The sequence below is a fragment of the Providencia sp. 21OH12SH02B-Prov genome (assembly GCF_027362595.1).
Classification (GTDB): Bacteria; Pseudomonadota; Gammaproteobacteria; order Enterobacterales; family Enterobacteriaceae; genus Providencia; species Providencia zhejiangensis.
Genome location: NZ_CP114796.1, coordinates 4,076,129 through 4,095,611 on the forward strand (window position 1 = coordinate 4,076,129; position 19,483 = coordinate 4,095,611).

At 42.7% G+C, this 19,483-nt stretch carries 15 protein-coding genes and 1 tRNA gene; 4 read left to right on the plus strand and 12 right to left on the minus strand.

Going from position 1 to position 19,483, the window contains the following annotated elements:
• Nucleotides 1-99 precede the first annotated feature (99 nt).
• Nucleotides 100-1,095 carry an inner membrane protein YhjD gene (gene yhjD / locus O7C57_RS18755; RefSeq protein ID WP_154624374.1) on the plus strand — a complete coding sequence of 332 codons (996 nt, stop codon included), beginning with the start codon at nucleotides 100-102 and terminating at the stop codon, nucleotides 1,093-1,095.
• 57 nt (nucleotides 1,096-1,152) lie between these two features.
• Here the strand turns inward: yhjD and O7C57_RS18760 are convergent, their stop codons facing one another.
• Nucleotides 1,153-2,214, minus strand: a complete 1,062-nt coding sequence (locus tag O7C57_RS18760) for an NAD(P)H-dependent flavin oxidoreductase (protein ID WP_269723437.1) — start codon at nucleotides 2,212-2,214, stop codon at nucleotides 1,153-1,155.
• Nucleotides 2,215-2,299: 85 nt separating this feature from the next.
• Between O7C57_RS18760 and O7C57_RS18765 the strand changes: the two genes are divergently transcribed.
• Together O7C57_RS18765 and O7C57_RS18770 are read left to right on the plus strand one after the other, a co-directional pair.
• Nucleotides 2,300-3,172: a LysR family transcriptional regulator gene (locus O7C57_RS18765; RefSeq protein WP_269723438.1), complete on the plus strand. Its 873-nt coding sequence runs from the start codon at nucleotides 2,300-2,302 to the stop codon at nucleotides 3,170-3,172.
• A gap of 108 nt (nucleotides 3,173-3,280) precedes the next feature.
• Complete coding sequence (locus O7C57_RS18770) at nucleotides 3,281-4,285, plus strand: serine hydrolase domain-containing protein (protein ID WP_163860542.1); 1,005 nt, start codon at nucleotides 3,281-3,283, stop codon at nucleotides 4,283-4,285.
• 56 nt (nucleotides 4,286-4,341) lie between these two features.
• On the opposite strand, the gene O7C57_RS18775 is transcribed toward O7C57_RS18770, so the two are convergent.
• From O7C57_RS18775 to glyQ, 11 genes are all read right to left on the minus strand, one after another.
• Nucleotides 4,342-5,838, minus strand: coding sequence for a M16 family metallopeptidase (locus tag O7C57_RS18775; protein WP_154624370.1), 1,497 nt, complete (start codon nucleotides 5,836-5,838; stop codon nucleotides 4,342-4,344).
• A 161-nt stretch (nucleotides 5,839-5,999) separates the two neighbouring features.
• On the minus strand, nucleotides 6,000-6,695 hold the full coding sequence (locus O7C57_RS18780) for a HAMP domain-containing protein (protein WP_269723439.1): 696 nt from the start codon (nucleotides 6,693-6,695) through the stop codon (nucleotides 6,000-6,002).
• Nucleotides 6,696-7,098: 403 nt separating this feature from the next.
• Nucleotides 7,099-8,103: a dipeptide ABC transporter ATP-binding subunit DppF gene (dppF, locus tag O7C57_RS18785; RefSeq protein ID WP_154624368.1), complete on the minus strand. Its 1,005-nt coding sequence runs from the start codon at nucleotides 8,101-8,103 to the stop codon at nucleotides 7,099-7,101.
• Entirely contained in the window at nucleotides 8,100-9,080 is a 981-nt protein-coding gene (gene dppD, locus O7C57_RS18790; protein WP_154624367.1) for a dipeptide ABC transporter ATP-binding protein, read from the minus strand. Before dppD ends, dppF begins: the two co-directional genes overlap by 4 nt.
• 12 nt (nucleotides 9,081-9,092) lie before the next feature.
• Nucleotides 9,093-9,995, minus strand: coding sequence for a dipeptide ABC transporter permease DppC (dppC, locus tag O7C57_RS18795; protein WP_269723440.1), 903 nt, complete (start codon nucleotides 9,993-9,995; stop codon nucleotides 9,093-9,095).
• An 11-nt stretch (nucleotides 9,996-10,006) separates the two neighbouring features.
• A complete protein-coding gene (gene dppB / locus O7C57_RS18800; RefSeq protein ID WP_154624365.1) occupies nucleotides 10,007-11,026 on the minus strand; it encodes a dipeptide ABC transporter permease DppB in 1,020 nt (339 codons plus the stop codon).
• 177 nt (nucleotides 11,027-11,203) lie between these two features.
• Complete coding sequence (gene dppA, locus O7C57_RS18805; protein ID WP_154624364.1) at nucleotides 11,204-12,814, minus strand: dipeptide ABC transporter periplasmic-binding protein DppA; 1,611 nt, start codon at nucleotides 12,812-12,814, stop codon at nucleotides 11,204-11,206.
• 534 nt (nucleotides 12,815-13,348) lie between these two features.
• On the minus strand, nucleotides 13,349-14,974 hold the full coding sequence (locus tag O7C57_RS18810) for a ShlB/FhaC/HecB family hemolysin secretion/activation protein (protein ID WP_269723441.1): 1,626 nt from the start codon (nucleotides 14,972-14,974) through the stop codon (nucleotides 13,349-13,351).
• Nucleotides 14,975-15,267: 293 nt separating this feature from the next.
• Nucleotides 15,268-15,344, minus strand: a tRNA-Pro gene (locus O7C57_RS18815).
• A gap of 212 nt (nucleotides 15,345-15,556) precedes the next feature.
• Nucleotides 15,557-17,626, minus strand: coding sequence for a glycine--tRNA ligase subunit beta (gene glyS, locus O7C57_RS18820; protein WP_269723442.1), 2,070 nt, complete (start codon nucleotides 17,624-17,626; stop codon nucleotides 15,557-15,559).
• Between the two features lie 9 nt (nucleotides 17,627-17,635).
• Nucleotides 17,636-18,544 (minus strand): glycine--tRNA ligase subunit alpha, encoded by a 909-nt coding sequence (glyQ, locus tag O7C57_RS18825; RefSeq protein ID WP_154624361.1) that lies wholly within the window; start codon nucleotides 18,542-18,544, stop codon nucleotides 17,636-17,638.
• Nucleotides 18,545-18,748: 204 nt separating this feature from the next.
• On the opposite strand from glyQ, the gene O7C57_RS18830 reads away from it, so the two are divergent.
• Nucleotides 18,749-19,312 (plus strand): DNA-3-methyladenine glycosylase I, encoded by a 564-nt coding sequence (locus O7C57_RS18830; RefSeq protein WP_154624360.1) that lies wholly within the window; start codon nucleotides 18,749-18,751, stop codon nucleotides 19,310-19,312.
• Nucleotides 19,313-19,483: the final 171 nt, after the last annotated feature.

Here is a 19,483-nt window from a genome sequence, read left to right on the forward strand (position 1 = left end):
ATCGATAAAAATAGGCATTAAGGTGAAAAATTTTACCAGTTTGAGCTATAGTATGGTGAAAATTAAGCGAAATTAGACAAGATGTAGAAAGAGGAACGAATGTCGAATATGCAGGATAAAGAGCAAAAAGACGCTGGTAAATTAAAATCTTCACTAAATAAAAGTATCGATAATAGTAAAAAAGCGCTTACCTTTTCGATGAAGGTCGTGAATTTTATTTGTGCGATACCTTTTATTGCACACCTTATTCGCACCGCCCAACGGTTTACTGACCGCATGGGGAATCAGTTCGGTGCTGCTATTACCTATTTTTCGTTCCTCTCTTTAATTCCTGTATTGATGTTCACCTTTGCCGCTGCCGGTTTTGTGTTAGCCAGTAACCCTGAATTACTTGAACGTTTAGTGCGTGGTATCTCAGCCAATATCAGCGACCCAACCTTGGCAAATACTTTAGAAAGAACAATAGATACCGCAATTCGCCAACGTACCACCGTGGGTTTAACCGGTTTAGCGTTAGCCGTCTATTCTGGAGTCAATTGGGTGAATAATTTACGCTTGGCAATTTTAGCGCAATCCCGCCCAGTCTGGGAGCGTAATGAAGATGAACACGAAAAAATTTATTTCCGCTACTTACGTGATTTTCTCGCTTTAATTGGTTTACTGATCGCCTTAATCGTGACAATTACACTCACCTCTGTCGCGGGTTCAGCGCAAGCCACCATAGTAAGAACACTAGGTTTAGACAGCATCGAATGGTTAAGACCTGTTTGGACATTGATCGGCCTTACTATTTCAATTACAGCTAACTTCTTGCTCTTTTTATGGATCTTCTGGATTTTACCACGCATGCAGCATCGCCGTTCATCATTATTGAAAGGCACTTTACTGGCGGCAATTGGTTTTGAAGTGATTAAATCAGTGATGACATGGATTTTACCAAATTTGGCTTCATCACCGTCCGGAGCAGCTTTTGGTTCTGTTTTAGGCCTAATGGCATTTTTCTATTTCTTTGCCAGACTCACACTATTCTGTGCTGCATGGATAGCCACAGATGAGCCAAAAGACACGACAGATAAAGAAGCAGTAACCCCTTAACACCATGCGGGATGGCGAAAATAGCCATTATTGCCATCCCTCTGCCTTAAATATCGTTCAATTTTCCATCTCTGACACCAGTGTTTCTATCAACCTTTTTGCGGGCATCTCTCGTGCTTTCATTGCATTTTTCCCTGCCCAATGTGCGGCAAAACCCTCATTACCTATTTTGCTGGCTGCTGCATGCAACTGTTTTCCGATATCATAGGCGATGGGATAATCAGGTATGAGTGGGCACTCATCAACCTGTGTCATTTGTATGAACTGATTAACAATACCTCTGGCTGGTCGGCCTGAAATTGCCGCGGTTAAGGCCGTATTCTCCGCGTTTTTACTGTTTAAATTCCGCCGATAACCTTCATTCGCGGCTGATTCAGGACATAATATAAACGCAGTTCCCAATTGAGCGGCTACGGCTCCACGTTCCAAAACAGCGATAATATCTTGTCCACTCATTAATCCCCCCGCCGCAATAAGAGGAAGCCGAGTGTGTTGAGCCAACAATTCAACCAAAGCTAATGTGGTAATGCCTTCATCCTGAGCCTGAACATCAAACATACCTCGGTGCCCACCCGCTTCAATACCTTGTGCTACAATTGCATCAATACCGGCTTGTTCAATCAACTGCGCTTCTCTTAAATTAGTTGCTGTCGCTAGCGTGTAAATCCCTTGAGACTTGAGCTGACTAATAGCCTGTTTGTCAGGAATGTTGAAATGAAAACTGACCACCGCGGGCTTCATTTCGAGTAGCAAAGCCAACATATCAGGATCATCCAAGAATGAGGTATACACTTGGTTTAATTGCTTGGGGGGTAATGCATTGAATTTGCTGAATTGATCAGCAAAATAGTGGATCCAGGCTTGCTCTATTTCAGTGTTGCGTACCGGCGTTGCATGGCAAAATACATTTACATTGAAAGGCTTGGTTGTTAAGGCTTGAGTTTGAGCAATTAGCTGACGGGCTTGAGATAGCGAGCTTGCACCAAGTCCCAATGACCCTAAACCTCCTGCCTCAGAGACTGCCGCTGCTAATGCGGGTGTTGAAACACCCGCCATAGGTGCTTGAATTATCGGATATCGCAAGCCTAAACGCTGTAGAAATAATGTTGAATGAACCATTGTCTTTCCTTTATCACAAAGTAGGGTTACACTTATTATTCTTTTATTAAGAATAAATATAGCACCATATTCACAAAAAAAGAAAATGAACTCTGAATCGCTAAAAATATTTTGTATGGTTGCTGAGGAACTCAGCATTACACGGGCAGCGACTCGCTTAGGCAGAGTGCCATCGAACATTACCACTCGAATCCAGCAGCTTGAAACGGATTTGGGGGAACAGCTGTTTATTCGCCAAGGCAAACAGATGCAATTGTCGCAGGCAGGCTTACGCTTTTTGCAATATGCATACCGATTACTTGCCTTAGAACAAGAAGCACGTCATGTCACCAGTTTAGGTAAGGAAGGCGGTCAACTCAGAATAGGCAGTATGGAAAGTACAGCGGCATGTCGTTTGCCACAACCTTTAGCGACCTACCATAAACAATATCCTGAAACACAGCTTTGCTTAACCACAGGCACTACCCAAGCGTTAATAGATCAAATACGCACTGAAAAATTGGATTGTGCTTTTGTCGCTTTACCACCTGATTTGTATGACCTCACCCAATTCAATGAAATAGGGATACAAACAGAAAAATTATGGCAAGAACGACTTGTTCTCTTACTTCCTGAACAAGATAAAACCGCTAAGGCTGCTGAAGATATCCAAACTCGCTCACTGGCTACTTTTGCTCATGGCTGTAGCTACCGCTATCTTGCTGAGCAATGGTTAAACATTCCAAACCAACTAAATTGGCATATTCAGCAACTCAATTCCTACCATGCCATGGTCGCTTGTGTCAGTGCAGGAAGTAGTGTTGCCCTGCTACCTGAACAATTACTCGAATCCATGTCCCATGAGAAACTCGCGCTTGCAACGCTTGATGTTGCCTTATGCCATACTTATTTGATTTATCGCTCAGATTATCATGTGCCTGCATTCGCTGCCTTTAAAGCATTAATGTTAGCTAAATAAAACACAATAGAGCCTTTCTGAACACATGCTAAGCTGATTATTCCAGTATGTTATAACTAGACGAATACACTCAGGTCATCTCGGAATATCAGAGGCATTGGCATAAAAATGATAACAACAGACTCTATTCAGCAATTAGAAAATTTATCCTGCGGCGTTGTGCTGTACTATCACAATCAAGCAAAAGCCACTACCGGCACTTTTTGTGCGAGAGGTAGTGATTTGGCAGGCAATCCCCTAACCGTTGACACACCGTTACGTATTGCCAGTAATACAAAAACATTTACAGCAGCTGCGGTGCTTCGATTAGCCGAAATGGGAAAATTGTCGCTAGATGATGCGATATCACAACATATCGCCACCGAATTTAATCAATTACTTTGTCATCGTTATGCGACAGACCACATTAGCATTCGCCACTTACTCAATCATAGTAGTGGACTTTGTGATCATGCCGATGAACATTATCTCAAACGAGTACTCGCAAGACCTGACTACCAATGGACTCGACTGGAGCAAATGCAAATATACGCCCGTAAATCGTTTCCATTTGTCGCTCCTTCAGAAACATTCATCTATTCAGATACCGGTTATATTTTATTAGGTGATATTATCGAACGCATAACGGGTCAATCACTCGGTCATGCCGTGAGAACACTATTAAAGTTCCATAAAATCGGACTAGATAGCGCTTATTGGGAATGCCTTGAGCAACCGACAACGCAAGCGCCCCGTGCTCGCCAATATTTGAAAGATTTTGAAGGAACACATATTCATGCGTCTATGGACCTCTACGGCGGTGGCGGTCTCATTACCTCTTCTCGACAAATGGCTCGCTTTCTCGAAGCGCTATTTAATGGTGAGATATTTGATAACCCAGAGACACTCAATACGATGCTGAGCGTGGGGACCCATGAAGGTGCACAAGCGTATCGTTTAGGTCTAATGGCAAGTGTCGTCAATGGCGTAACGCTTTATTCGCATCTTGGCTTTTGGGGGTCTGCCGCCTATTACGCCCCTGAAAGCAAAATAAGTGCAGCAGGTTTTGTCGATGACAGAGAGTCTCGTGAAACGTTAATTCAGGTTATTGAAACATTACTGACACAACGCTAACAAACATACCATGTGATAAGTCAATAGCCCCTTATTAGGGGCTATCCGGAAACTCACTATTGTGTCGCTTTAGCGGGTTCAGTGGCTACCGTAGGCTCAGTTTCAACAGCCGAAGCCGGCTCTGCTTGTGGCCACAACACTTTGGTAAATTTCTGACGAATTTGTTCTGCATCCATCAGCTGTTTATCTTTTGGTTGAGTCAAAACAAACGCCGCTTCTTGAGACAATAAACGACGCACTTCCATATTTACTTGCTCAAGCGTTTGACCAGCAAGGAAAGATTGGCGTAAACGTTGATACTGCTCAGGTGCAATATCAACCACTCCATTTTGCTGAGAAATCAGACGCTGGCCGGCTAATACATCCGTACTGGTACGCGCATATGCGGCAAAGAGTTGTGATAACTGAACTTGCTTCTCATTGATCATTTCATTAAATAATTCAGGTGAAATGCCATTTTGGTCAACCGTTGAAAGCTCATTCAGCACGACATCAGCAACTGCCATCATTTTTTCAGGTGGCGCGTTAACGGTAAGTGTACAGCTTGCCTTTTGATACTGTACTCGGCAATCTAAATTAGAGGAGACCTCATCTTGACTAAACTTTTGATTAAAGGTTTTTTGCAAGGAACGATACAGTGCTTCACGCGCCAAATCACTACCCCAGTAACGCAATAGCACCGCAGAATCATTAATCGGTTGCCAGTCGATATCCCAAATCAATGACAAACTATCCTTCGATTGTTTATCTTGCAAAATATCAATGGATTGAGGCTTAACCTGTGATAAAACCGCTACTGAGACAGGCTCTGAGCGCTTGCCTTCTAAAGATGAAAACGTTTGTGTGATATAGTCAGACAGCATGCGAGCATCTACATGGCCTGCAACATAGAGTGTCATCACATCCGGTGTGTACCATTTTTGATAAAAAGCGTTCACACTTTCTAAATTCACATTATCACTAATCTTTTGGCCGGGATCATACCCCATCATCGCAGAACCTTTTAAACGAGCACGCCAGACTGGGTCTGTAGCATCAAGAGGTAATGTGGCAACAGGTGCATTTGTCACTGTTAACCCATTATGCAATGATGTTTCTGTATAGGTTGCGCCCGCAGCAGAAGTTGCCAACCAGTTTAGCGCTTGTTTAAGAAGTTCAGGCTTATTATGCGGTAAACTTAAACTGTAAATTGTGTAGTCATACGAAACAACCGCTGGGGGAATGGGTACATCAGGATCAGTCGCCTGACGCCAAAAATTTTGTAATGTCGCCGCTGGAAATGCTTCAGTTTGGTGTAGTAATGCCATTTTCGGGATTAAATAGCTATACCCCTTTTCACTCGCTTTTTCTGATAGTGAGCCAGCCTTGATGGCTAACCTAAGCTGAATTCGGTCATTTGGACGTTGTGGTGTTTGTAGCAGTTGCCAACTGAAGCCATTCTCAAGCTTTCCTTGTTGCCATGCTGGATCAGGCTGTAATGGTTCAGCACTCGCAAAGCCAGCGACTGACAATAGCACCACACTGAAGATATACCGAATTTTCGAACCCTGCATGTAGACCCCTATGTATTTTCTATCCTTGTATTTAACCGCAAAAAATGACTGACAAATTAACGAAAAGCGTTAATTATAGGGTTAAATGATATGGTTGGGTCGCATACAATATTAATGACACCAACTATTTACGATATTAGACCACAAAGCTCATCACATGTTCATGACTTAGTCTGAATTTTTCTTTGGCGGTTATAATTCTTCGCCAAAAGACCAATCTCGTCATCCTCATGATAATTTGGCACTGCGACATCGTGATTATCATCATCCTGTAATTCTAGCGCAATTTTGCGTAATGGCCTGACGATCATTCTACTGACACACCATGTCATTGCTATCGCGATAATTAAGACCAATAGCAAATAGGTTGTAATCATCAGCGCTAATGTATTAACCGCGAAACGATAGACCCGATTAGAATCAACTTGGAGTGTTAAATACCCCTGTGGTTTTGCTGTCAGAATGGTATTCCCATATGCGTACAAAGGTACTGTCATTTCTACTGGAATACCTGCAAATTTTATTGCCCAATCAGGAATTGGCCTAGCGGTTGCAAAATCTAAATTCATAACGGTTGCACCATCTACCGTCACAATGGCTTTCCCCATAATACCCGATGTTTTCAGGCTTACGAGTAACCTTTTAACCTCGTTCAAATCTGAACTGAGCAACGAATCCGTTAATGGTTTTTGGATCTGCACTACAGCATTGCTCAATTGGTCAAGATAGTCATTTTTTCTTTGATCAAGTAAGTAACTAAATTGAATTCCCAAAAAAAGGGCGAGTGAACTTAACGTGATCACAAAAAATACGATCATGCTTTTTAACGTTAGTGAACGCTGAACTCGGGCCTTCATTTTTCCGAAACCTTATTTATCAAGCTTCTTTTCAATTTAATATTCTTGCTGCTTAAATGGCTATGTTTTCAACAAGGACAAATGGCTTCTGACCGTTATCCTTTTGACCCAGTATATAGCAACCTATATACAGGCACGCTTCACCCATATTATCTTATAGCAACTGAATACAGATAGTTATTTAAGCTAAATAATGAAAGTTTAGGTACCGTTACCAGAAGATAAGTTTACGGGGTATAGGATATCGTTAGCCAAAACCCAGTATACTTGATTTTATCGGGAAAAGAGCAGTTAAAAATGAAAGTTTATGTAATTAGGACAAAGGGGCAGTTGGCATCGGTATCTATAACGGCATAACGCTGGATAACGGCAAAAAGAGCACACTTTTTGCCGTCTTAACCCCTTAACTCACTACTAACGTATTTTTTTCATCTTCTTCTACTGCAAAACACGCCACTAACTGACCATCATACTCTTTAAGTGAAGGCTGGAATTGCGTGCATTGCCCAAACGCTCTGCGGCAACGAGCAGCAAAAGCACATCCTGGCGGTGGATTCAATGGACTTGGTAATTCTCCAGTCAGCTTTATACGCTCACGGCGTGAACTTGGATTCAAGCGTGGCGTTGCGGATAGCAAGGCTTGCGTATAAGGGTGCAAAGGATTATTAAAAATTTGCTCTTTGGTTCCCTTTTCTACACAGCGCCCTAAGTACATCACCATGACTTCATCAGCAATATGCTCAACGACTGAAAGATCATGTGAAATAAACACATAAGAAAGCCCAAGCTCCTGCTGTAAATCCATCATTAAGTTAAGTACCTGAGCACGGACAGAAACATCCAGCGCAGAAACAGGTTCATCTGCAACAACAACATCAGGATCAAGCATTAACCCTCTTGCAATCGCAATACGCTGACGCTGCCCGCCCGAAAACATATGCGGGTAACGCTCATAATGCTCTGTTTTTAAACCGACTTTTGCCATCATTGATAAGACTTTTTCTCTACGTTGCTCTTTAGACAATGGCGTATTAATCAATAACGGCTCTTCCAATATTTGCCCAACTTTTTTACGTGGATTCAACGAGCCATAAGGATTTTGGAACACAATTTGAATTTTTTGACGGCGTAATTTTTCTGCTGTTTTATCTTTTACCAATAAATTTTGATCTTGATAATACAGCTCACCTTCCGTCGGTTGCTCAATCATGGTTAATAAACGACCTAGTGTCGATTTACCACAACCAGACTCCCCAACCACCGCAAGCGTTTTACCTTTTTCAAGTTCAAATGAAACGCCATCTAATGCTTTTACTAGCTTTTCAGCCGAAAATAGACCGCTTTTTGCGGAGTAATATTTTTTTAAATTGACGGCCTGTAGTAATGGTTTATTTTGCTTTTCGCTCATAATGTCGGCCTCCCCATATCATCCAAAGGCATGTGACATTTCACCTGCCTATCCCCAATAGAGCGCAGCTCAGGCTCCTCTATACGGCAACGTTCTGTCGCATATGGACAGCGAGGATTCAACAAGCAACCTTGTGGCCGATCATATTTGCCAGGAACAACGCCAGGTAAAGAAGCGAGCCGAGATTTATTCGTTGAAAACTCGGGTAATGCACGTAATAACGCTTGAGTATAAGGATGTCGTGGAGATTTAAAGATATCGGAAGCTTTTGCAGATTCAACAACTTGACCTGCATACATCACAATAATGTGGTGTGCCGCTTCCGCGACTAAGGCAAGGTCATGTGTAATCAAGACCAATGCCATATTTTCTTGCTGCTGTAATTCAAGCAACAATTCAATAATTTGAGCTTGAATGGTTACGTCAAGAGCAGTCGTGGGTTCATCTGCGATCAAGAGTTTTGGTCGACATGCAATAGCCATTGCGATCATCACACGCTGACTCATCCCACCGGACAGTTGGTGAGGATAAACGTCAAGCCGTGATTGCGGATCAGGGATCCCCACCATCGTCAGCAAGTCAATCGCACGTTGCTTACGTGTACTCTTGCTACCACCTTGGTGCACTTTCAGGGCTTCCATAATCTGATAACCCACAGTAAAGCAAGGGTTAAGACTCGTCATAGGATCCTGAAATATCATTGCGACATCTGCACCAACAATCTGTCTACGCTCTTTTTCTGGAATCGACAGTAAATCCCGTCCATCAAATTGCAATGCATTTGCCATCACTTTGCCGGGGTAGTCAATCAACCCCATAATTGCCAAGGAACTCACCGATTTCCCTGAACCGGATTCACCAACGATACCGACAACCTGACCTTTCTCAACGCGATAGCTAATGCGGTCAACGGCGCGGAACGGAGTAGCTTCATCACCGAAGTGTACCGAAAGTTGTTCTACATTTAACAATGCCATTAGATTACCTCATTACTGCTTGAGTTTTGGATCAAATGCATCACGTAAACCATCACCCATCAGGTTAAACGCTAATACAGTCAACAAAATTGCTAAACCTGGAAAGGTGACCACCCACCATGCACTTTGAGCGAATTGCAGCACATCCGATAACATTGTGCCCCACTCTGGTGTTGGTGGTTGCGCCCCCATACCAAGGAACCCTAAAGCAGCCATATCTAAAATAGCATTAGAAAAACCAAGCGACGCTTGAACAATTAACGGTGCCAAACAGTTAGGTAAAATATTGACAAACATCTGGCGGACAGCACCTGCCCCCGCAACACGAGAAGCCGTCACATAATCGCGATTAACTTCAACTAATACAGCAGCACGGGTCAATCGAATATAGTGTGGCAGTGCTACGAAGGTTAAAGCAATCGACGCATTCACAATAGACGGGCCAAAAATAGCGACCAACACAAGTGCCAGCAGTAAGCTTGGTAGTGCTAACATGATATCAACGACACGCATAATAATGGCATCGACCACACCACCGAAGTAACCCGCAATCACTCCAAGCGCCACCCCAGAAATTAACGACAGGACGACGACTAAGCAGCCGACCAGCAGAGATAAACGGGCGCCATACATCAAACGTGATAACAGGTCACGCCCGACATCATCCGTACCTAAAATAAATTGCCAACTTCCTCCATGTTCCCAAACAGGTGGAACCAATAAGAAGTCACGGAATTGTTCATCGGGTGCATGAGGTGCCAGCACCCCAGCAAAAATAGCAATTAAGATCATTAAGATGATATATATCATCCCAATAACAGCGCCTTTATTGCGTTTGAAATAATGCCAAAACTCTTGAAATGGTGTCATCGGCTTAAGGGCGCTGACAACCGTTGGCTCAGTAGATTGAGACATTTTAGCGCTCCTTATTTTTTATGGCGAATACGTGGGTTAACAATGCCATACAGCACATCAACCACTAGGTTAACAAAAATAATCAGTGTCGCGACTAACAGAACACCACCTTGAACAACGGGGTAATCGCGGCGTTGCAACCCTTCAATCAACCATCGACCTAGGCCGGGCCATGAGAAAATCGTCTCGGTGAGGATTGCCCCTGCTAGCATTACGCCAACTTGGAGGCCAATCACAGTCACAACAGGCAACAATGCATTACGCAATGCATGGATCAGAATAACGCGTGCGCGGCTAACGCCTTTTGCCCTAGCTGTACGAATATAGTCTTCACCAAGTACTTCTAACATTGAGGAACGAGTCATACGTACAATGACCGCTAACGGTATCGTCCCCAAGACAATCGATGGCAGTATTAAATGCTCAACAGCATCAATAAAGTTGCCTTCTTCTCCCCAAATAAACGTATCAATTAACATAAAGCCAGTAAGTGGATATGAATCATCAAGGAAAACACTATCACTCACACGTCCAGATACTGGGGTCAAATCCCAGTGCACAGACACGAGCATGATTAGCATGATGCCCCACCAAAAGATTGGCATGGAATAACCTGTCAGTGATAGACCAATCGCTGTGTGATCAAAAATAGAACCACGTTTAACCGCGGCTAATACACCAACAGGGATCCCGACAGAAACAGCAAAAATCATCGCACAAATAGCCAGTTCCATTGTGGCTTTAAAGCGAGGGAAGAACTCATCCCACACCTCGATACGGCTCTTCAATGAAATTCCCAAGTCGCCATGAAATATGCCGTTAATATAATGAAGATACTGTTTCCAAAGAGGCTGATCTAAGCCCAATTCAGCCATTAGGTAAGCATGCCGTTCAGGCGATAAGCCCCTTTCTCCTGCCATAATCATCACAGGATCACCTGGAATCATATGCACAAAAGCGAAAGTGAGTAATGTAATACCGATAAACGTTGGGATAACTAATCCCAAGCGTCGGAGGATAAATTGCAACATATCCCGAATCTCTTTAATAATGCCTTTGACGGCTCTAAGTCCGTTTGGCTAATCAGAAGGGTGCTATTTCTTCTGCCTGCTCACAAAGAACTAAGTTTTCTGTTTCCCTGAAATTCAGAGGCGAAAACGCCCTTCGTTATCAGAGGATGACGAAGGGCTGTGACAAATTAACAACGATTATTTTTCAATATCGACGTTTTCAAAGTGGTGTTTGCCGAGTGGATCGACAACATAGCCCTTCACTTCTTTACGTACTGGTTCAAATACTGTTGAATGCGCAATGATTAAGGCAGGAGCTTGTTCATTCATAACAACCTGTGCTTGTTTGTAGAGGTCAACACGTTTGTTATGATCCGCAGTCATACGAGCAGGTTGGATCAGGTCTTCAAAACCTTGATAACACCATTTCGAATAGTTAGAACCTTGTTCTTTTGCCGCGCAGCTAAACAGCGTTGCAAAGAAGTTATCTGGGTCACCATTATCACCGGTCCATCCCATCATCACCGTTTGTGGCTCACCATCTTTGGCGCGTTTGAGGTATTCGCCCCACTCATAGCTCACAACTTTCGATTTAACACCAATTTTTGCCCAGTCTGCTTGGATCATTTCAGCCATACGGCGCGCATTTGGGTTGTATGGACGTTGTACAGGCATTGCCCACAGATCAATCTCAAATCCATTAGGGAAACCTGCTTCAGCTAACAGTGCTTTCGCTTTTTCAGGATTATATTCATAATCCTTCACATCATCGTTGTAACTCCACATCGTTGGTGGAATTAAGTTTTTCGCTTTTTGGCCAGCGCCTTGGTAAACCGCATCAATGATGGCATCTTTATTAACCGCCATTGACAAAGCTTGGCGAACTTTTTGGTTATCTAATGGTTTCTTCTCAACGTTGAAAGAGAGATAACCCACGTTCAAACCTGGCTGTTCCATTAGCGTGATATTTTTGTCTTGCTTCATGCGCTCTAGGTCAGCCGGATTTGGATACGGCATCACTTGACATTCATTTTTTTGTAACTTCGCGTAACGGACAGAAGCGTCAGGTGTAATGGAGAAGACTAAACGATCGATTTTCGGTTTATTGCCCCAATACTCTTTGTTCGCTTTGTAAAGGATACGAGAGTCTTTCTGATACTGTTGTAACTGGAATGGACCTGTACCGATCGGGTTCAAGTCAACTTTTTGTGGTGTACCTGCTGCCAGCATTTGATCTGCATATTCAGCAGAAAGAATCGATGCGAAATCCATTGCCATATCGGCTAGGAATGGCGATTCAGGACGAGTCAATGTAATACGAACGGTATTGTCGTCGACTTTCTCAACTTTATCGATGATCTTATCCATATCCATTCCCATAAAGTATTCATAGCTACCGCCAGAAATTTTATGGTATGGATGATTTGGATCTTTTTGGCGCATAAAGGAATAAATCACATCATCCGCATTGAAATCACGACTCGGTTTAAAGTCCTTACTGGAATGCCATTTAACGCCTTTACGTAAGTGGAAAGTATAAACTTTACCATCTTCACTGACTTCCCAGCTCTCTGCTAATCCAGGCTCAATCTCTGTCGTGCCCAGTTTAAACTCAACAAGCCGATTATATAATGGAATTGAGCTAGCATCGTATGTTGTACCTGAAGTGAATAGCTGTGGATTAAAACCTTCAGGGGATCCTTCTGAACAATAGACCAATGTTTTTGCTTGCACAGAGGCAGAAACTGCAAGTGCTGAAAGTGTAAGCCCTACTGCCAATAAACCTGTCTTTTTGATTGAGAGCGCCATCTGTATGCTCCTGTGGTGTTCATGTGTTATTTGCTTAATGCCCTACCCATCATAGGAATGACAGATAAGGAATCTGTATTTTTTAGTTATTCATAGTGCAATTAATCAACTGTCACCCACTTCGTCAATAGTATGTCTCACTCCCTTCTCTACTAACTTATAACATTTTAGAAACATATATGGCGTGTTATTAGTCTATTGTATAGATGCTTAACCAATAACGCAGAAGTAATAACCACAAAAACAGTATAGAATAGCTTTTTATCACGGGGTGATTTATTTTTATATTTGTGATTAAGTGCTGAATTACTGAACGAAAATAGTGTAACTTCTTAGAGAGTGCGGCATAAAGTTCTGAAGCATTATCGGCTAATAATCTGCTTAGCTTATTATTGTTTTGCTTGTTTTTTATTCACATAAAAATGAGCGCGCCATGATAATTTAACAATTTGTTCATTAGTTAATAACTTCAAAAAATGAATAACCCTCTTGATTCTATTCTTCCTACCTATTTTCATCTATTTAAGTCATGAGCTAATAATCAAAACTGACTTTAACCCCAAAGTTCACGTCATTAACCTTTAGCGCATCGGGATACCAAAGTGGAGCCTCAATAAAGAGCTTATAATCCATCCTTGCAAACCGCCCTTTTAGCCCTATCTCTGTACCGATTAAATGGTTTTCTTGCCACAAATTGGCTCGATCTGTTGACCCCGTTGCATAATCTAGCGCGCCATACAACTCAACGCCAAACCATGGTGAAAACCACCCCCATTCATTTTTGAATTTGAATGTATTATCCCCTCCATTTTCAATGCCTAAGCTATTTGTAAACCCTCGAATACCCAAATTTCCTGAAAGGCTATTCAGTTCAAGTAACGGATCAAGTTTTGAATGGCTCAGTTGAACTTCAAGTTCATGCCGGTGATACATGGATTGCCCCATTAAATTGAATATGCGCTGATAGTCTATTGATAATAAGTAGATTCGGGCCTGTTCTAGACCAGTGACTTGTGCTCGTGTGGAACCAAACCAATCAACATCTTGTTTAACGCTAAATGAAAATACCGCATTACCTTGTACAAAATCGCGCTTATGGCTGAGACCCAGTAAGAGATAACTGCTAAAACGTCGCTGAGTTTCTAAACGATACTGTTCTAAGAAAATATCAAGTGTTTGAATTTGAGTGCCTATACTCGCGGAGGTGGAACCCGTCCGTGTTCGATGAAGAAGGTACTCTGCTTGTAATGACAGCAAACGACTTCTCGAATCATAACGGATTTCCATTGCTTCGTTAGATTGTAGATATTGGTTCATGCTGTTTTCTTGATAACCCGCATATAAGGTCCATAACCAATAGTGGTAGGGCACAGAATATAAGATAGACGCTGACTTTAATGTCTTCTCTGCGCGACTTCCTATATCGCTGTCTAATCGGCCAAAAAAGAAATCATTGAGTAACAGTGGATTGGCAAGCATAACGACGTTGCTAATTCTATGTTTTGGCAACTGCTGCGATGCTTTCGACTCTAATAATAATCTCCCTTTAAAAGCCCTTATCGCCTGACGTTGAATAACTAATTGATTCAAATTATTGTTTTGGTTATCTGAAATAATATGAATTTGATGTCGAATCAATTGGGTATTATGAAGATTAGCAAGCCCTTGGTTGATGGGGTGAAGATGAATCACTTCCCCTTTTTGCAAAGGGAATGCAGAAAATAACGAATGGCTCTCATGACCCGTTTCTTGATGCACGATACTGCCGAGTTTTCCCGGCACCAATTCAACGCGTAATACCCCCAATAACAACGCTTGTTTTGGGTAATGAATATAGGATGTGATATAACCCAGTTCCGTTAATTGTGCATTCAAAAAATCGGCATATAACAGTAACGCTTCATCATTCACACATTGCCCTTCTACCCTTCTTTTCCATTGGCTCAAGCGTTTCTGTGTAATTAATGGAAATGGCGATAATGTCGAGAAATGAACTTGGTGGATTGCCACACAGGCCATTACAGGTTGCTGCATAACAGATCGAACGGTTGGAGTCTGTTTAAGCAAATGCTGTGCTGACATAGAATACTTATCAGCATAACAAGATGTGCACCTCAACAACACAAACAGCCCAATAAGCAGTATAGGTATCTCTTTCATTGACAGTATCCTTGTCATAAAAATTCCGTATAGAGGTCATCTACGACTAGCTACTGCATAGCACATGACGATTGCGCCAACTAATGGTTAAGCAGACAGAGTACATCACTATAAGAACAGATTATGAACAAGAAAGACAACAAAGTTACTCCGAAAGATTGCGGTGAACCCGTCGGTGTAAAATAGCAAGGTTATTGCGATAATTTGTATTATCACGAGAGGACAGTTCGAAAAACGCATATGCGTCTATAAAGCAAAAAACCCCACCTCATTTGAGGTGGGGTTTTGGAATCTGGTCGGCGAGAGAGGATTCGAACCTCCGACCCACTGGTCCCAAACCAGTTGCGCTACCAAGCTGCGCTACTCGCCGAAAACGGTGTGAATCATACTGTTGCGAGCTCTCGCCGTCAACCCATTTTTCACTAAATTTGTTTGCATGATGATAAAACCATCAACTTGATGTGGTTTTTTAATCAATCCACCAATTTAGAGAGTCATAAGCGCTCACAAGTCTAACTTAATGAGCGCTTATCCGCATTGATGTGGTGATATGAACCATGCCTACCACCAACTCGTAACCACTTATTGCAGTAAAGAAATATCGGCTACTTTCAGGAACAGCTCACGCAATTGGCTCAGTAGAGTCAGACGGTTAATACGTACAGCCTCATCTTCGTCCATCACCATGACATCGACAAAGAATGCATCAACAACTTCACGTAGTGATGCTAACTCAACCAATGCATCTTGATAGTTACGCTCAGCGAACATTGGCTCTAGTTTTTCTTGTAATACAACAAGATGAGTAGCCAACTTCACTTCCTGTGGTGCTTTGAGCACAGATGCCAACACTTTATCAGCCCGTTTTTCATTCGACTTGCTCAAAATGTTAGACACACGTTTATTCGCTGCGGCCAATGCTTCCGCATCTTCTAATGTACGGAAGTGAGTTACCGCTTTTACTCGCGCATCAAAATCTGCGGGTGAGGTTGGGCGACGAGCCAACACAGCTTGAATAGTGTCAATGCTGTAGCCAAGCTCTTGATACCAAGAACGGAAGCGACCAAGCATAAATTCAACAACGTCATTAACCACATTCTTGTTCGTGAGCTTATCACCGTAAAGACGTACTGCTTCTTCTGTCATTTCAACCAGATCAAGCTGATAGCCTTTTTCTACGATAATACGCAAAACACCGAGTGCGGCACGACGTAATGCAAATGGATCTTTATCACCTTTCGGATGCTGCCCAATGCCGAAAATACCCGCTAAGGTATCCATTTTCTCTGCTAAGGCGAGTGCCGCAGAAACATCGGTAGAAGGGAGTTCATCACCGGCAAAGCGTGGTTGATATTGTTCTTTCAGTGCTAATGCGACATCTTCTGACTCACCATCGTGACGTGCATAATGCATACCCATTACGCCTTGAGTATCTGTAAACTCAAACACCATGTTAGTCATAAGGTCACATTTCGCCAATAAACCAGCACGTGTTGCATGATTGACATCAGCACCAATCTTAGCAGCAATCCAACCGGATAATGCTTCTAAGCGCTCGGTTTTATCACGTAATGTCCCTAGCTGTTGTTGGAACAGCACGGTCTCTAAACGCGGTAAGTTATCTTCAAGACGTTGTTTACGGTCGGTTTTAAAGAAGAACTCAGCATCTGCCAAACGAGGACGCACAACTTTCTCGTTACCTGAAATAATTTGTTGTGGGTCTGAAGACTCGATATTTGCCACGAAAATGAAATTCGGCATTAATTTGCCTTCATTATCATAAACAGGGAAATATTTTTGGTCCCCTTTCATGGTATACACCAATGCTTCAGCAGGCACTTCTAAGAACTTTTCTTCAAATTTTGCGGTCAGTACAACTGGCCATTCAACCAATGAAGCAACTTCTTCTAATAAACTATCTGTTAAATCCGCTTTACCCCCTAAAGCAAGTGCCGCTTTTTCAGCATCCGCTTTAATAACCGCTTTACGCTCGGCGTAGTCCGCAATAACCTTACCGCGCTCACGCAAGATCTCAGGATATTGGTCAGCACTGTCAATGGTAAACTCCGCTTCACCCATAAAACGGTGACCACGGATTGTACGACCACTTTTGATCCCCAGCACTTCCCCTTCAACAACATCGCTACCTAGCAATAATGTGACGGTATGAACAGGGCGAACAAAATGGGTTTCTTTATCCCCCCAACGCATCAGTTTAGGAATAGGTAATTTAGCCAAAGAGCGAGCCACCATATCCACTAATAATTCGCTCACGGCAACGCCTTTGACTTGAGCACGATAAAGGAGCCACTCGCCTTTATCTGTTTTTAAACGCTCAGCTTGGTCAACGGTAATACCACAACCACGCGCCCAACCTTCAGCGGCTTTAGTTGGCTGACCTGCTGCATCGAAAGCCGCAGAAATCGCTGGACCACGCTTTTCAACTTCACGGTCAGGTGAAGCATTGGCCAGATCTGCGACCTTTAACGCTAAACGGCGAGGAGCTGCAAACCAGCTAATCTTACCGTGTGCAATATCTGCACTATCCAATTCTGTCGTAAAGTTTGCCGCAAATGATTCAGCTAATGAACGAAGAGCCTTCGGCGGTAACTCTTCTGTGCCGATTTCCACTAGGAAAGTCTGTTGAGTCATGACAGCCTCTTAATTCTTGTGACACATAGGGAATCCGAGCGCCTCGCGAGAAGCATAATAAGCTTCGGCGACCCCTTTTGTCAGGGTACGGATACGTAAAATATAACGTTGACGCTCTGTCACTGAGATTGCTTTACGTGCATCCAGTAAGTTGAACGTATGAGCCGCTTTTAGAATGCGCTCATAAGCAGGAAGCGGTAGTGGCGTTTCCAATGACAGAAGGTGCTGAGCTTCTTTTTCATACTCTTCAAAGCATTTGAAAAGAAAGTCCACGTTGGCATATTCAAAGTTATAAGTTGACTGTTCAACTTCATTCTGGTGATAGATATCACCATAGGTTGTTTTGCCTAGCGGGCCATCACACCAAACGAGATCATAAACACTATCAACCCCTTGAATGTACATGGCAAGGCGTTCAAGACCATAAGTAATTTCGCCCGTAACAGGCTTACACTCGAGACCGCCAACTTGTTGGAAGTAAGTAAATTGCGTGACTTCCATCCCGTTTAGCCACACTTCCCAACCAAGGCCCCATGCACCTAATGTTGGGTTTTCCCAGTTATCTTCAACAAACCGAATATCATGAACTGTTGGGTCAATTCCTAACTCTTTCAAAGAGCCGAGATAAAGCTCTTGAATATTGTCAGGCGAAGGTTTGATGATCACCTGAAATTGATAGTAATGCTGAAGACGGTTTGGGTTTTCGCCATAACGGCCATCGGTTGGACGACGGGAAGGCTGAACATAAGCCGCTGCAATTGGCTCAGGCCCTAACGCGCGCAAGCACGTCATTGGATGAGATGTTCCGGCGCCGACTTCCATGTCCAATGGTTGAACAATGGTACAGCCTTGACGCGCCCAGTAATCCTGTAGTGTCAGGATAAGACCTTGGAAGGTTTTGGTATCAAACTTTTGCATGTTAGATCCGCACGCGATACATATGATTTAAATGAAAGTATGTCAGTATACCCTTTGACCGCCAGATATACAGCACTGAATCTACGTCTATTTAGCCTATAAATAAAAAAACTTTACTTTCTCTCTTTAAAACTGGATATTTATCCAGTATAAATGAGCAACATTCTGCCCTAAACCGCTAGCCAATCCCCAAAAGGAGATCGTATGGATTCATCACTAACTCGCTGCCGATGGGTCAATCAAGACCCTGAATATATTGCATACCACGATAATGAATGGGGAAAGCCAACGAAAGATAATCTACAGTTATTTGAAATGATCTGCTTAGAAGGCCAGCAAGCAGGGCTGTCTTGGTACACTATATTAAAAAAACGCCAAGGTTACCGAGAATTATTTTATCAATTTGATCCCAGCCGAATTGCCATCATGAATGAAGAAGATGTTGAGCGTTTAATGCAAGATACTCGCATTATTCGTAACCGCGCCAAAATTAATGCGATCATTGCTAATGCTAAAGCCTACTTACAAATGATGGAAAATGGAGAAGACTTTTCCACTTTCCTCTGGCAATTCGTCAACAATACCCCCATTGTCAACCAGTGGCAGTGCCATTCTCAAGTTCCCGCCGAAACAGAACTTTCAAAAACACTCTCGAAGGCGCTTAAAAAACGAGGCTTTAAGTTTGTTGGCGCGATTACTTGCTATGCCTTTATGCAAGCGACTGGCATGATTAATGACCATTTAGTGGGATGCCATCAATATAAATAAATTAGAACTAAGCGGTGCTAGCTTCTTCATCAAAAGCAATATTCACTATACTTTAACTAATTTTAACATATATTAAACTTATAAATAATAAATACTTGGTTCTTTATCTGGAAGAGTGGTCACTTTCAGCTGTTGAACTCTCTTGTCGAGCGGAGTATGTTTTGAATTCCA